This window comes from Arthrobacter sp. 05N428_2, assembly GCF_056397065.1.
On sequence record NZ_JBFTMR010000007.1, the window covers coordinates 175,778 to 190,313 of the forward strand.

General features: G+C 68.6%; 14 protein-coding genes, 1 pseudogene and 1 riboswitch. Of the genes and pseudogenes, 8 read left to right on the forward strand and 7 right to left on the reverse strand.

Features of this window, described 5'->3' with window-relative positions; all coding sequences use genetic code 11:
• The first annotated feature begins 60 nt into the window (after window positions 1-60).
• On the forward strand, window positions 61-930 hold the full coding sequence (locus AC1DGI_RS10240) for a DUF4031 domain-containing protein (protein ID WP_476898710.1): 870 nt from the start codon (window positions 61-63) through the stop codon (window positions 928-930).
• Between the two features lie 77 nt (window positions 931-1,007).
• Here the strand turns inward: AC1DGI_RS10240 and AC1DGI_RS10245 are convergent, their stop codons facing one another.
• From AC1DGI_RS10245 to AC1DGI_RS10260, 4 genes are all read right to left on the reverse strand, one after another.
• Window positions 1,008-1,496 carry an SRPBCC family protein gene (locus tag AC1DGI_RS10245; RefSeq protein WP_476898711.1) on the reverse strand — a complete coding sequence of 163 codons (489 nt, stop codon included), beginning with the start codon at window positions 1,494-1,496 and terminating at the stop codon, window positions 1,008-1,010.
• Between the two features lie 43 nt (window positions 1,497-1,539).
• Complete coding sequence (locus tag AC1DGI_RS10250) at window positions 1,540-1,941, reverse strand: YccF domain-containing protein (protein WP_476898712.1); 402 nt, start codon at window positions 1,939-1,941, stop codon at window positions 1,540-1,542.
• Between the two features lie 155 nt (window positions 1,942-2,096).
• Window positions 2,097-2,642 carry a YceI family protein gene (locus AC1DGI_RS10255; protein WP_476898713.1) on the reverse strand — a complete coding sequence of 182 codons (546 nt, stop codon included), beginning with the start codon at window positions 2,640-2,642 and terminating at the stop codon, window positions 2,097-2,099.
• Window positions 2,643-2,755: 113 nt separating this feature from the next.
• Window positions 2,756-3,355 carry a phosphoribosylanthranilate isomerase gene (locus AC1DGI_RS10260; protein ID WP_476898714.1) on the reverse strand — a complete coding sequence of 200 codons (600 nt, stop codon included), beginning with the start codon at window positions 3,353-3,355 and terminating at the stop codon, window positions 2,756-2,758.
• Between the two features lie 90 nt (window positions 3,356-3,445).
• Here AC1DGI_RS10260 and AC1DGI_RS10265 point away from each other — a divergent pair.
• The 5 genes and pseudogenes from AC1DGI_RS10265 to AC1DGI_RS10285 form a co-directional block, all read left to right on the forward strand.
• Window positions 3,446-4,036, forward strand: a pseudogene (locus AC1DGI_RS10265) (HutD/Ves family protein); the annotation flags it as partial.
• 185 nt (window positions 4,037-4,221) lie between these two features.
• Window positions 4,222-4,287, forward strand: a riboswitch (guanidine-III (ykkC-III) riboswitch).
• A 9-nt stretch (window positions 4,288-4,296) separates the two neighbouring features.
• On the forward strand, window positions 4,297-4,620 hold the full coding sequence (locus AC1DGI_RS10270; protein ID WP_441403028.1) for a DMT family transporter: 324 nt from the start codon (window positions 4,297-4,299) through the stop codon (window positions 4,618-4,620).
• A 2-nt stretch (window positions 4,621-4,622) separates the two neighbouring features.
• Window positions 4,623-5,012 carry a DMT family transporter gene (locus tag AC1DGI_RS10275; RefSeq protein WP_476898715.1) on the forward strand — a complete coding sequence of 130 codons (390 nt, stop codon included), beginning with the start codon at window positions 4,623-4,625 and terminating at the stop codon, window positions 5,010-5,012.
• Window positions 5,013-5,180: 168 nt separating this feature from the next.
• Window positions 5,181-6,191, forward strand: a complete 1,011-nt coding sequence (locus AC1DGI_RS10280; RefSeq protein ID WP_476898716.1) for an aldo/keto reductase — start codon at window positions 5,181-5,183, stop codon at window positions 6,189-6,191.
• Window positions 6,192-6,211: 20 nt separating this feature from the next.
• Window positions 6,212-6,862, forward strand: a complete 651-nt coding sequence (locus AC1DGI_RS10285; protein ID WP_441403026.1) for an MBL fold metallo-hydrolase — start codon at window positions 6,212-6,214, stop codon at window positions 6,860-6,862.
• A gap of 90 nt (window positions 6,863-6,952) precedes the next feature.
• Here the strand turns inward: AC1DGI_RS10285 and AC1DGI_RS10290 are convergent, their stop codons facing one another.
• From AC1DGI_RS10290 to AC1DGI_RS10300, 3 genes are all read right to left on the reverse strand, one after another.
• Window positions 6,953-8,845: a DEAD/DEAH box helicase gene (locus tag AC1DGI_RS10290; protein ID WP_476898717.1), complete on the reverse strand. Its 1,893-nt coding sequence runs from the start codon at window positions 8,843-8,845 to the stop codon at window positions 6,953-6,955.
• A 286-nt stretch (window positions 8,846-9,131) separates the two neighbouring features.
• Window positions 9,132-10,676 carry an MFS transporter gene (locus tag AC1DGI_RS10295; RefSeq protein WP_476898718.1) on the reverse strand — a complete coding sequence of 515 codons (1,545 nt, stop codon included), beginning with the start codon at window positions 10,674-10,676 and terminating at the stop codon, window positions 9,132-9,134.
• Window positions 10,677-10,682: 6 nt separating this feature from the next.
• On the reverse strand, window positions 10,683-11,714 hold the full coding sequence (locus AC1DGI_RS10300; protein WP_476898719.1) for an Lrp/AsnC family transcriptional regulator: 1,032 nt from the start codon (window positions 11,712-11,714) through the stop codon (window positions 10,683-10,685).
• A 154-nt stretch (window positions 11,715-11,868) separates the two neighbouring features.
• Between AC1DGI_RS10300 and AC1DGI_RS10305 the strand changes: the two genes are divergently transcribed.
• Together AC1DGI_RS10305 and AC1DGI_RS10310 are read left to right on the forward strand one after the other, a co-directional pair.
• Window positions 11,869-13,128, forward strand: a complete 1,260-nt coding sequence (locus AC1DGI_RS10305) for a M20 metallopeptidase family protein (RefSeq protein WP_476898720.1) — start codon at window positions 11,869-11,871, stop codon at window positions 13,126-13,128.
• 22 nt (window positions 13,129-13,150) lie between these two features.
• A complete protein-coding gene (locus AC1DGI_RS10310) occupies window positions 13,151-14,440 on the forward strand; it encodes an MFS transporter (protein WP_476898721.1) in 1,290 nt (429 codons plus the stop codon).
• Window positions 14,441-14,536 lie beyond the last annotated feature (96 nt).

Sequence of the window (14,536 nt, forward strand, 5' to 3'; positions counted from 1 at the left end):
TCCTGAAATTCAACTTCTTGTACCGTCGTCGCCACGGCGGCGGGCTCGTAGACTTCCAGCATGGCCGTCTATCTCGATCCGCCGCTTTGGCCCGCCCACGGAACGCATTTTTCGCACCTCATCTCCGACAGTTCGCTCGAGGAGCTGCATGCCTTTGCGCGGGCCGCGGGAATTCCGGAGCGGGCGTTCGACGGCGACCATTACGACGTGCCCGAAGCCCGGCTCTCCGCCCTGGTGGCTGCCGGCGCCGTCCCGGTCGAGGGCCGGGTCCTGGTCCGCAAGCTGATCGCGAGCGGGCTGCGGATCCCGGCCCGGCGTCGCAGCGGTTCGCTCAAACGGCCGCTGCTGACCCGCTGGAACGCCGTCCTACCAGGCCACGACGCCCTCTTCCTGGATCTGCTGGACCGTTGGGGCGAGGAGCACCGCAAGTACCACGGCAGGACCCATCTGCTTGCCGTGCTGGAGGCCCTGGACCGGCTGAGCGCACCGGCCCGGCCGCCCCGGACGGTCCTCCTCGCGGCCTGGTTCCACGACGCCGTCTACCGCGGCACCGCCGGCGAGGACGAGGAGGAGTCGGCAACGCTGGCCGAGGAGCGGCTCGGGCAGGCCGGCCTGGCACCGGACGAGGTCGACGAGGTGGCCCGGCTGGTGCGGATGACGGCGGACCACCGGCCGGATCCCGGCGACGGGGCCGCGGCCCTGCTCAGCGATGCGGACCTCTCCGTCCTGGGCGGGGAACCTTCGGCCTACGCCCGCTACCTCGCGGCCGTCCGCGAAGACTTCGCCCACATCGGCGACGCCGATTTCGCCGCCGGACGCGCCGCCGTCGTCCGCCAGCTGCTGGAGCTGGATCCGCTTTTCCACACTCCGCGCGGCCGCGAGCTGTGGCAGGACACGGCCCGGCGGAACCTGCAGGGCGAGCTCGCCTGAGCCGGTGACGGCCGGCGGCGGCTTTCAGCCGGGACTTTGTGGTCGGGCGCTGCAACCGGGCTTTGTAGTTGGAGCCTCTAAGCGGCCTTGCGGAGATGTTCCGCCAGGCGGTCGAACGACTCCCGCCAGCCGGTGCCGTTGCTGTCGCGGTTTTCCAGCGTGTCAAAGGGGCCCTGCGTGAACGTCATCCGGGTGCCGCCGTCAATCTCTTCGAGTCGGAACGTCACCTCGGTCTCGAAGCCGCGGGTCCCGTCGCCCTTGTCCCAGGCGTGGGTGAAGACAAACAGGTTGGGCCGTTCGATGTCTGTGTGGATGCCGCTCCACCAGTATTCCTGCCCGGTGGCGTCCTGGACCATGCAGGCGCGGTAGAAGCCGCCGACTTCGAGGTCGGCGTCGACGCTCTCCCGCGGGGTATGGAAACCCCGCGGACCCCACCATGCCGGGGCCTGGTCCGGGTCGGTCAACGCAGACCAGACGGTTGCGATGGGGACCTGGAACTCGCGGGTCACCACCAGCATCAACTCATCGTTGTTTGACCCTGCCTCCGGGGTGGCTGACTCTGGCATTGCTTTGCCTCGGTTTCCTAGTGGTGGGGCGTCAGGGCGGCCGCTAGCGGTAGCTGCCGGCAAAAGGCCGGTCTGTGGGCACGATCTGCTTACCCAGCGGCATCAGGGACACCGGGATAAGTTTGAGATTGGCGATGGCCAGCGGAATGCCGATGATGGTGACCGCCATCGCGAACGCAGTGACTACGTGGCCGATGGCGATCCAAATGCCTGCCACGAGCAGCCAGATGACGTTGCCGAGCAGCGGGAACACACCCGTGCCGCCGGGACGGTCTACCACGGTGCGGCCAAACGGCCACAGCGCGTAGGACGCAATGCGGAACGACGCGAGCCCCCAAGGAATCGTGACAATCAGGGCGCAACAGACGATGCCGGCCACAAAGTACCCCAACGCCAGCCACAGGCCACCGAAAAGCAACCAGATGATGTTGAGCAGAGTCTTCATTCGTCCATTGTCTCTCGCAGGCTTCGATTCCGGACTAGGGGTTCGCCCTGAGCGTCCCCTGACGCCGGGCCGGAACCACGCGGGCAGCGCGGGCAGCCGGTGGCGGCTGGCCATTTGGTCGACAGCGCCACCCGGCCGCTACCCGGCGGCTGCGCTCAGGCCTGCTTGACCAGGGCTGCTTCGACGCTGATCTTGACCTTGTCGCTGACCAGCAGACCGCCCGCTTCGAGGGCCGCGTTCCAGGTCAAGCCGAATTCCTTGCGGCTGATATCCGCCTCGGCGCTGAAACCGGCACGGGTCTGGCCATAGGGATCCACCGCGACGCCGGTAAATTCCACTTCCAGATCAACCGGCTTCGTGGTTCCGCGGATGGTGAGGTCGCCGGAAAGCACGTAGTCCTCGCCCTCGCCCCGGACCGACGTCGCGCGGAAGGTCATCTCGGGGTAGTTCTCGACGTCGAAGAAGTCGGGGCCGCGCACATGGCCGTCGCGGTTGGTGTCGCCGGAGTCGAAGCTGGCGGTCTTGACCGTGGCATGCAGGGAGGCATCCGCCAGCGAGTCTCCGACGCGCGCCTCCGCCGAGGCTTCGTTGAAGCGGCCACGGACTTTGCTGATCCCGGCGTGGCGGACGCTGAAGCCGATTTCGCTGTGGGACATGTCCAGCGTCCAGACGCCAGGGGTCAATCCTTGGGGCAGGGTCATTGCCGTTTCTCCTTCGCATTGATGGCGGACGGACCGCCGAGAATTGGAGGTCCCCCACAAGCATGCTAACGAGGAACCCCGCATGGCAATAGGCACTCAGGCAGGTATGCCGTTCAGGCTCCCTTGGCCGCCGTCACGAAGACCCGGATCTTGGACAGGTCCTTGACGCCACGGGATTGTTCGACGCCGGAGGAGGCGTCCACTCCCCACGCGCCGGCCGCCGCGGCGGCTTGAGCCACGTTCACCGGGTCAAGGCCGCCGGCCAGCAGCCACCGCCGCCCTTCCAACCCCAGGGCGCGGACCGAGCCGTAATCCCAGGCCTCCCCGGATCCGGGCACGGCCGCATCGATCAGCAGCAAATCCTCGCCCCAGTCCGCGAACTCCTCCGGCGCTGCCTCCATGGTGATGGCCCTGATGATCTGCAGGCCGGCGTCGTGTACCGCCCGGACGTCCTCGGGCGTGCGTTCACCGTGCAGCTGCACCCACTCCAGTCCTGCCTGGCGGGCCACCGCGACGGCGTCGGCCGCCGTTTCGTGCCGGAAGACGCCGACGGCGGCCACCCCGGCCGGCACTCCGACGAGCAGCTCCCGGGCCCGGGCCGGGGGAACCTCGCGGGGGCTGCGGGTCAGCACGAAACCGACCGCATCGGCGCCGGCGTCGACCGCGGCCTGCACCGCATCGGCGGTGCTGAGGCCGCACACTTTGACGAACATTCCGGCTCCCTACGCAGCTGATGGTCCCTTTGACGTTAGCAAGACCGCCCCCGCCGCGGCGAGATGACGCCCGGCGGCTAGGCTGGAGCGATGGAGATCATCCGGTTCGCCGAGCTCAAACCCCGCCCGTGGCACACCGGCGGGGTCACCCGCGCCCTGGCCAGCTTCCCGGACGCCGCCCGGCCCGGCACGCCGCAGGACGGGGGCTGGGACTGGCACATCAGCATCGCGGAGGTCGCCAAGGCCGGCCCCTACCCCAGCTTCCCGGGGATGGAACGGGTACTCACCGTGGTCGACGGCGAACTGCTGCTCCTGACCGTGGACGGCGCCGAGCACCCCCTGGAGAAATACCGGCCGTTCCGGTTTGCCGGCGATGCGGACAGCGCCGGGGCCCTCCCCACCGGGGATATCCGCGAGCTGAACGTTTTGACGCGTACCGGCGCGTTCAAGGGCTACACCTCCATTATCGAACTGTCGAAGAAGCGCGCCCACCCGGTGTTCGCCGGCCAGTTCGGCATCCTGCTGCAGGGCCAGGCCACGGTCAGTGCGGGCGGCGGCGCCGGTAACGGCGGCGGTGACACGGACGCCGGCGGCGGTGAGCCGCTCGGCCGGTACGACGCCGTCGTCGGCTCAGGCACCGGCACACCGGAAATCCTGGGCCGCGGTTTCCTCGCGGTCGTGCGATCGACCCGGTCGCAGACTAGCCGAGACCCGGCCGCCCCGACCCGTCATCGGTTGCTCCACAAGCGCCGTTATGAGCCCTCAAAAGGGCGGGTTCGGAGCAGTGGATGCGTTACGTGGGCCGAAAGCGACGGGCAGCTGTCTGCCTCGGCTCGCCTCGCCCGGACGGCGTTGCTAGGCTGGCAGCAAGGCCCGTTCCGGCGGCCTCCGGACGACGGTTCAGTACCCGGCACGCGACAAGACTGGCCAAAGGATCCGTCATGTCTTGGTTAATCCTCGTCCTCTCCGGAGCACTCGAAGCTGTTTGGGCGGCCGCGCTGCACCGAACCGCCCAAGCCAGGGGCCTCCGCCGGCTGGTCCCGGCCCTCGTCTTCCTAATTTCCGTCACGGCGAGCACGGGCGGCCTCGCCATCGCCATGCGGTCCATCCCGACCGGAACCGCTTATGCCGTGTGGGTGGGGGTCGGCGTCGTCCTGACCTCCGGCTACGCGATGATCGCCAAAGTCGAGCGCGCCACCACAGCGCGGATCCTGTTGCTCACCGGAATCGCGGCCTGCGTGGCCGGCCTGAAGTTGGTGGCGTGACCATGAAGTCAGTCGCAACGTCCTGGACCATCCTGCTGGTATCCGCCGTGCTGGAGGCCGTCTGGGCCACCGCTTTGGGGCAATCGGACGGATTTTCGCGGCCCTGGCCCACCGCCGTGTTTGCCGTCACCGCGGTGCTCAGCCTGGCCGGGCTCGGCCTTGCCGTGAAGCGCATCCCACTCGGGACCGCCTACGCCGTCTGGGTCGGGATCGGAGCTGCCCTGACGGTCGGCTGGGCGATGGGCACCGGCGTCGAACCGGCCAGCCCGCTGAAGCTGCTGCTGATCGCCGGGATCGTGGGCTGCGCGGCGGGGCTGAAGCTGTTGCCGCCGTCGAACGCCGAGCTTGGTGCCCGGGAGCCGGCCGCCCCCTCGGAGTCTCCCCAGCTTTGAGGGACGACGACGGCGTGTCCTCCGGGACGCGCCGTCGTACCCGCCATTCAAGATCCAAAGGTGGGGAGAGCCTCCCCGGCGCCCCTGAAAGAAGAGTCGGAATAGCAGCCGGCCAGCCGGAGTTCTTGGCAGGGACGGCACCATTCCGGCAGCGATAGGAGACCCAAAATGACGGCAGCAACAGTCCAGCTCGGCGACGGCTTGAACGTTAGTCCGCTGGGATTTGGCGGCATGGCCCTGACCCCCGTCTACGGGGACGTGGATCCGGCCGAGGCGCTGGCAACCCTGCACCATGCGGTGGATGCCGGCGTCAGCTTCATCGACACGGCGGACATCTACGGCGGCGGCAGCAACGAGGAGCTGATCGCGCGGCTGCTAAAGGACCGCCGCGGCGAGGTGCAGCTGGCCACCAAGTTCGGCCTGGTGGGGACACCGGCGACCGGCTATTCGGACATCCGGGGCGACGCCGGCTACGTGCGGCAGGCCGTTGACCGGAGCCTGAAGCGTCTGGGCACCGACACCATTGACCTGTACTACATGCACCGCCGCGACCTCCGCGTTCCGATTGTGGAAACCGTGGAGGCCATGGCGGCGCTGGTGCAGGCCGGCAAGGTGCGGCACCTTGGCCTGTCCGAAGTGACGGCCGCGGAGCTCCGGGAGGCCAGCAGCATCCACCCGATCGCCGCAGTCCAGAGCGAATGGTCCATCTGGAGCCGCGACGTGGAACGTAACGTCGTTCCGGCGGCCGCCGAACTGGGCGTGGGGTTTGTGCCCTACTCGCCGCTGGGCCGGGGATTCCTCACCGGCACTGTCGACGCCTCGAAGCTGGGCAGCAACGACTTCCGCCGCAACATCCCCCGCTTCGCCGAATCCGCGCTGGACGCCAACCAAGCCGTGGTCGCCGCGGTCCAGACGGTCGCCACCGAGCTCAGCAGTCCCGGACACACCGCGACGCCGGCCCAGGTGGCTCTCGCCTGGCTGCTCGCCCAGGGCAGCAGGATGGGACTGACTGTGGTTCCCATCCCGGGCACGCGCAAGGCGGCCCGGATCGATGAAAACCTGGGCGCCCTGGCGCTTAACCTGACCCCGACGCAACTTGAGACGCTCGACGCCGCGGCGGACGCCGTCGTCGGTTCCCGCTCCGCTAACCCGAACTGGGTCTCACAGGGCCGTGAATAGCTCGTCCTAGACTGAAGCCCATGGACTCACTCATTCACTCGCTCCGTGACATCACCATCCGCCGGATTTCGGTCAGCGAGATGGACAACAACGTGTACCTGCTGACGGCAAAGGCTTCCGGCGCGCAGCTCCTGATTGATGCGGCCGACGATCTGTCCGCCATCGAAGGGCTGCTCGCCGACGCCGCCGCGGATACCGCCGCGACGCCGAAGCTGGCCCTGGTCGCCACCACACACCAGCACTGGGACCACGTCCGCGCGCTGCCGGGCCTGGTGGAGGCCACCGGCGTGAAAACTGCGGCCGGGACAGACGATGCCCCGGAACTTCCGGTGCCGGTCGATGTCCTGCTGGATCACGGGGACGTCGGCAACTTCGACGGCTTCGACGTGACGGCTGTCCATCTGCGCGGACACACCCCGGGTTCGATCGCCCTCGTGTACCAAGATCCGGACGGCCCGGCGCACATCTTCTCCGGGGACTCGCTGTTTCCCGGCGGCGTGGGCAACACCCAGAAGGATCCGGAACGGTTTGCCCAGCTGATCACCGATGTGAGCGAGCGGCTGTTCGACGTGTATCCGGATGACACCGTGGTGCACCCGGGCCACGGGAAACCGACCACCCTGGGTGCGGAACGCCCGCACCTGGCGGAGTGGCGCGCCCGCGGCTGGTAAGCCCAAAAACCTCATCGAGCGCTCCGTAAACGCCCTTATGAACCTTCTAAAGGGCGTTTTCGGAGCACTCGATGGTGGAACGGTTGGGGATTAGCGGCTGCGACGTTCGTTCGACGCCGGTGCGGAAGCCCGGCGGGGTCCGCCACTGCGTGCCGTACGACCTTCGCCGGATCGGCCGTTGCCGCCGCCTGCGTAGGACCCCCCCGAAGTTCCGCCGGTGTTGGATGACCAGACCGGCGAATTCGCGCCGCCCTTGGTTCCACCGGACTTGGCCCCGGCAGCTGCACGCTGGCCCGTTGCCGGGCGGCCGCCACGCTGGCCTCCGGTTGCGCCACCCGTGCGGGGGGCACCCCCGGTGCGGGGTGCGCCGCTGCGGGGAGCCGAGGCGCCCCGGGCGTCGCTGCGCCCCTCCGAGGCGCGTCCGTCTGAACCACGGCCGGCCGCGGCGCGGCCGCCTGAAGCCGGAACATCGTTGCGGTGGGTGCCATACGAGGTTGAGCGGGCGCGGACGCTGCGGCGCTCGGCGCGCTCGGCATCCTGCCGGTCCTCGTTGCGTTCGATGACGCGCTCGGCGGCGTTGCGGGCAGCGGCCTGGCCTTCGTAGGCCACGGCGCGACGCTCCGCACGGGGAAGATCGGTGCGGGGAGCCTCGGCTCCGACACGTCCGCGTCCGCCACGGCCGCCACGGCCACCCGCGGTGGGTGCAGCCTGGCGACGGGCGCGCTTGCGCTCGGCGTTGGCACCGGTGGAGCTGCCGCCGCCCTGGTTGGCTTTGGCGGCGAGCAGCGCGGCGCGGGTGCGCGGATCGATCTTGTCGGCCATCTCGCCCACCAGTTCGGCGACCAGCGGCGAGTTGGCGGTGACGCGCTCGAAGTTGACGTCGACGCCGGCGGCCTTCATCAGCTTCTTCACGTCGGACTGCTGCTCCGGCAAGGTCAGCGTGACCACAGTGCCGTCGGAACCGGCGCGGGCGGTACGGCCCGAGCGGTGCAGGTAAGCCTTGTGCTCCGTGGGCGGATCCACGTGGATGACCAGTTCGACGTCGTCGACGTGGACGCCGCGGGCGGCGACGTCGGTGGCGACCAGGACGCGGACCTCGCCGGAGGCGAACTCGGCGAGGTTGCGGTCACGGGCGTTCTGCGACAGGTTGCCGTGCAGGTCGACGGCGGGGATGCCGGCGTCGGTCAAGGTCTTGGCCAGCTTGCGGGCGTGGTGCTTGGTGCGCAGGAAGAGCACCCGGCGGCCGGCGCCGGAGGCAAGCTCAACGATCAGCTGCTTCTTGACGGTCTGGTCGTTGACGACGAGGACGTGGTGTTCCATGGTGGTCACCGCGGCCTGGGATTCGTCCACGGCGTGCGTGAGCGGGTTGGACAGGTAGCGCTGGACGATCTTGTCCACGCCGTTGTCCAGTGTGGCGGAGAACAGCATGCGCTGGCCCTGGCTGGGGGTCATGTCCATGAGCTTCTTGACCACGGGGAGGAAGCCGAGGTCGGCCATGTGGTCGGCCTCGTCCAGGACGGTGATCTCGACACCTTCGAGGGTCAGGATGCGCTGGCGGATCAGGTCCTCGAGGCGGCCCGGGCAGGCGATGACGATGTCGACGCCGGCGCGCAGCGCCTTTTCCTGGCGGGCCTGGGAAATGCCGCCGTAAATAACGGTCGTGTTCAGGCCCATGGCCGTGGCCATCGGTTCGATAGTGGCGTTCAGCTGGGTGGCCAGCTCACGGGTCGGTGCCAGGACCAGGCCCATCGGGCGGCCGGGCTTGCGGAAGTGCTTGGCTTCCCGCTCAGCGAGTCGTGCTACAAGCGGGATGGCGAAAGCGATGGTCTTGCCGGAGCCGGTGCGGCCGCGGCCCAGGACGTCGCGTCCGGCCAGGGTGTCCGGCAGGGTCTTGACCTGGATGGGGAATGGTTCGAGGATCCCCTGGGCGGTGAGGGTGTCGGCGAGGGCCTTGGGCGTGCCGAGGGCAGCAAAAGTAGTCATGTGTCTCAAAGGTCTTTCAGGCGGTATCCGTGCGGATATCGGCCCCCGGCGCCGGTTGGCCCAGGGGTTCGCCGAAGAAAAGTCAGGTGATCAACCGGGCTTTCCGCAACATTTTGCGGGCGGCCGGGACCAAATAGAACGCGTTCATCGACGCAGGATGTGCCTCTCACATGAATAAAGCCCACCGGCTGCGTCCGGACTCCGGGGAGTCCTGCAGGGATCCGGCTGATCAACTAAAAGCTGATCATTCGAATCCAAAGTGGGCATCACTGCACATCAAGTTCCCTCAGTCTATCATCTGCGGGCGCCCTCTCGTTTCCGGCCCACCCGACCGCGACACCCGGGACGCGACCGCCACGCTCCCGACGCCGATCACGGCGGTGAGCGCGAACACCCCCGCAAAGGGCGCGACGCCGGCGCCCGCCGTCGTCGTGGCCGTGAAGGCCGCGAACACGAGCCCCGTGCCGGCGAGTGCCAGGGCTCCGCCGAGGGAATCGGAGATGGACATCGCCGAGCTGTTGAAGCCCTCGTTGTGCTTGTTGGACAGGGCCAGGGTCATCACGCTCAGGCGCGCATACATCAGCCCCATGCCACCGCCGGCGAAGACCCAGGCGGCGATCACGACGGCGGCGGGCCAGTGGAGGACCGTGGTCACCAGCACCAGGACAATAGCGCCAAGCACCAGGGCCGCTCCGATTCGGACCGCGCGGCGGTGATCCAGGCGGTTCCCAAGCCGGCCCTGGACCGCGGAACCGGCAGCCCAGGCGACGGCGCCGCCGGTGAGGGTCAGGCCGGCGAAGGTGGGCGAGAAAACGTAGCGTTCCACCAGGAGATACGGCAGGTAGACCTCGGCGCCAAAGAATGCGGCCGAAGCCAGGCCGCGGGTCAGGATGACACTGGGGAGGCCGCGCCGGGCGGTCAGGGTTCCGCGGGGCACCAGCGGTCGGACGGCGATGAGGGCGACAGTGACGGCTGCTACGGCCGCGATTCCGCCCGCGGTCGGAAGCCGGTCGGAGAGATTCAGGCCGAGCACGGCGAGCGCCGCGAGCGCAGCCCAGGCCAGCCGGCCGTAGCCCGGCGACCGGCCGGCCCCGGCCGCGGGCCCTTCCCGCGCCTCCCGCGGCTCCCCCGGTTCCCCCGGCCCGGGTTCCTTCGGGGGTTCCTTCGAGCCCCGGGGCGAAGCGCCGCGCGAAGCGCCGCGCAGTCCGCGCAGTCCGCGCAGTGCCGGCGCGATCATCAGCAGGGCCGGCAACACCAGTCCCACGACGCCGAGGAACACCCAATGCCAGCTGGCCAGCTGTGCCACAAGACCGGCAGCGAAGGGACCCACCAAGGAGGGAATCACCCAGGCGGCGGAAAAAGCGGCGAAGATCTTCGGATGCAGCACGGGCGGATAGACCCGGGCGAGCACAACGTAGAGCGCCACCGTCATCGCCCCGCCCCCCAGTCCCTGAACCAGCCGGCCGGCCACCAGGGTCGGCATCGCCCCCGCCGTTCCGGCGATCAGCAGACCCAGGGCAAACACCGCCACGGACGCGTAGAGGGGCCCCACCGGGCCGCGTCGGTCCGAGCGGTTGCCCGCCGCCACCATGCCGATGACGCCAGTTGCGAGCGGTCCGGCGAACGCGAGGGCGTAGAGGGCAGCACCATTCAGTTCCCGGCTGACCAACGGCATGATGGTGGTGACCGCCAGCGATTCGAACGCAGCGAGGAACACCAGCGCACAGGCGCCCAGGGTCACCAGCAGGTAGTCGCGGTGGAAGATGCCGCCCGCCGCCGGGGCGGGTTCCTGGCCGGGCTCTGGCTCAGCGGCCGACTCTGCGTGGGGCACGGGCACTCAGCCAGCCGCTTCGAGGCTCTGGGCCGGGACCACGACGGCGCCGCTCGCCCTTGAGTCCGGGTTCAGCATCCAGCCCACGCGCTTGACGGTGGTCAGCATGACAACGCTTTCCACCAGGACGATCCCCGGCACCTTCTGCTGCAGCGCCAGCTCGATGGTCATGACGTCCGCCAGGGACTGCAGCCACATGATGATGACGAAATTGGTCGGACCGGTGGTGGACGCGCTAAGCCGGACGTTCCGCATCGTCTTCAGCTCGGCGGCTGCTGACTCGTGCCGGCCGGCGGGGACGTTAACGAACCATTGGCAGGTCACGGGAAAGGCCGAATACCGCTGGGCAACCTCGCAGCGGAAAGACAGGATTCCGCTCGCGAGCACGCGGTTGAGCTGCCGCTGGACGGTGGCCGGATGCCTGCCCAGTCCGCGGGCAATGTCCGCCGCCGTGGCCCGCCCGTCGCGGGCCAGGAACGGCAGCAACGCCAGGTGGCTGGCCGGCAGCTCGTGCCTGGCGGCGGCCTGGGCCACTCCGGTGGCCTCGGGTCCGGCCAGTGCCCGCACGGCCGCCTGCTGCGCGCGGCTCAGCACGTTGAGCCGCCAGGCACCGCCGCTTGCGTGCAGCCGCGTGCACAACGCGGTTTCGTATTTGAGCAGGCCGTCGATCTCCTTCAGCCGCGAGATCACCCGCTCGCTGAAATCATCCAGCGAGGCCGTGATGACGGTCAGCATCAGATCCCGGTGGCTGGCCGCTTCCTCCACGGTGATGATTTCGGGCATCCCGGCAAGCCGGGCGGTCACTTCCTCGCGCCGGTGCATCTCGCAATCCACCGCGACGAACGCCAGGCACATCTGATGGGGGTCGCCGATCAGGTGGGCGGTGACCCAGGAAATGCCCGCGGCCCGCAGCCGCTCCCAGCGGGCAGCGAGCGTGGTGGCGTGCACGCCCAGCACCTCCGCAGCGTCCGCCCAGCTCAGACGCGGGGCAATCTGCAGCACGTTGATCAGCGCAAGCTCATCCTCGCTGAGTTCCATTGTTCTTCCCGTCGTTTTGCACGAAACCTGCATCAGGGGCCCTTGGATGCATTTTGTGAGGCGTTTCCCGGACTGTGGTTCAGGTCACTCCAGAATAGACGCAGGAAGTCCTAGCCGGGCCCAGCCCGCGCCACACACAAACCCAGGAGTACACGTGCCCATCACAGAAGACGCCCGCGAACTGCAGGCGGACCTTGCCCGGTTCCGCCACGAACTGCACCGGGAACCGGAGATCGGCCTGATGCTGCCCCGCACGCAGGAGAAGGTACTCAAGGAACTCGACGGGCTCGGCTACGAGATCACCCTGGGCACCGAGACGACGTCGATCACTGCGGTGCTGCGCGGCCAGGCGCCCGGAACCGGCGCGAACACCGGCCCCGCCGTTCTGCTGCGTGCCGACATGGATGCCCTGCCGGTACAGGAGAAGACCGGCGTGGAGTACACGTCCACCGTCGACGGCGCCATGCACGCCTGCGGCCACGACCTGCACACCTCCATGCTCGCCGGTGCCGCGACGCTGCTGGCCGAACAGCGGCACCGGCTGGCCGGCGACGTCGTCCTGATGTTCCAGCCGGGCGAGGAAGGTTTCGACGGCGCCAGCCACATGATCCGCGAAGGCGTGCTGGACGCGGCCGGCCGGCGGGTTGACGCCGCCTACGGCATGCACGTGTTTTCCGCGCTGGAACCGCACGGCACGTTCTGCACCAAGCCCGGCGTCATGCTCAGCTCGTCCGACGGACTGGTGGTCACCGTGCTCGGCGCCGGCGGCCACGGCTCGGCCCCGCATTCGGCCAAGGACCCGGTGACGGTGGCCGCCGAAATGGTCACCGCCCTGCAGGTCATGGTCACCCGCCAGTTCAACATGTTCGATCCGGTCGTCCTGTCCGTCGGGGTCCTCCAGGCTGGCACCAAGCGCAACATCATCCCGGAAACCGCCCGGATCGAAGCCACGGTCAGGACCTTCTCCGAGGGATCCCGGCAGAAGATGATGGACACCGTGCCGCGGCTGCTGAAGGGCATCGCGGCGGCGCACGGTCTGGACGTGGACGTCGACTACCAGCAGGAGTACCCGCTGACCATCACCGACGAGGACGAAACCCGCACCGCCGAAAACGTCATCGAGAGCCTGTTCGGCGACTCCCGGCTGGCCCGCTGGGCAACCCCGCTGAGCGGCTCCGAGGACTTCTCCAGGGTCCTCGAAGAAGTCCCGGGCACGTTCATCGGCCTGAGCGCCGTCCCCCGGGACGCCGACCACACGGCAACCGCGTTCAACCACTCCCCGTACGCCACGTTCGACGACGGCGTGCTGGCTGACGGCGCCGCCCTCTACGCGGAGCTCGCCATGTCCCGGCTGGCCACGCTGGCGGCGGCGAAGCTTCCCTCCGGCATCACCGCCTCCTCCACCCTTTCCTAGCCCGATCCCCAGGGAGAACACCATGACTTCAACCGTGTCCCAGCCAACGGCTACCCGGACATCGACCCGCAAGACGCTCGTCGGCACCGGCATCGGCAACGCCGTCGAATGGTACGACTGGGCTATCTACGCCACGTTCACGCCGTTCATCGCCAGCCAGCTCTTCAGCAAATCGGATCCCGCCTCGGCGGTGCTCTCCACCCTGGCAATCTTCGCCGTCGGCTTCGTCGCCCGCCCCTTTGGCGGCTTCCTGTTCGGCTGGATCGGCGACCGGATCGGCCGGAAGGCGTCCATGACCCTGGCCGTGGGGCTCGCGTCCGTGGGCAGCCTGATGATCGGCATCGCCCCGACCTTCGCGGCCGTGGGCGCCTGGGCGTCCTTCATGCTGCTGGTGGCGCGGCTGGTCCAGGGCCTCGCGCACGGCGGCGAGCTGCCGTCGTCGCAGACGTACCTGTCCGAAATGGCGCCCAAGGAACACCGGGGGTTCTGGGCTACCCTGATCTACACCTCCGGCACGGTGGGGATCCTGTTCGGCACCCTGCTGGGCGCAGTGCTGAACATGGCCCTGAGCACCGAAGCAATGAACGCCTGGGGCTGGCGCCTTCCGTTCCTGATCGGCGCGGTCATGGGGCTCTACGGACTCATCATGCGGTCCCGGCTGCATGAGTCTGATGTCTTTGAAGGTGAAGCGTCGGCGGAGAAACGGGCACCGATCTGGCCGCAGATCGTCCGGCATCGCAAGCAGGCCGTGCAGGTCATCGGCCTGACAGTCGGCCTGACAGTCATTTACTACATCTGGGGTGTCGTTGCCCCCAGCTACGCCACCACGGCCCTGAAAATCGACCGCGGCGAAGCGCTGTGGGCAGGGGTGGTGGGCAACATCGTGTTCATCGCCGCGCTGCCCTTCTGGGGCAAGCTCGCAGACCGCATCGGCCGCAAGAAGGTGCTGTGGTCCGGCGCGATCGGGGCAGGCGTCCTGCACTTCCCGATGACTGCCCTGCTCAAGGACTCCGCCTGGCAGCTGGCTGTCAGCATGTCGGTCATGCTGATCTTCATCGCCGCGAGCGCGGCGATCGTCCCGGCCGTGTACGCCGAGCTGTTCCCCACCAGCATCCGCACCGTCGGCGTCGGCGTTCCCTATTCCATCTGCGTGGCGCTGTTCGGCGGGACCGCGCCGTACCTGCAGCAATGGCTCGGCACCAGCATGCAGATGCCGCAGCTGTTCAACGTCTATGCCGTGGTGCTCCTGGCCGTCTCCGCCGTCTTCGTCTTCACCATCCCGGAAACGAAGGGCAAGGACCTCAGCTTCTGAACCCGCTGAGCCGGCCCACCGAGCCCGCCCGCCCCTACTCAAACCCGCCCACCTAACGGGGCACGTACCCCCAACTGACTCGCATTTGATGTCGTT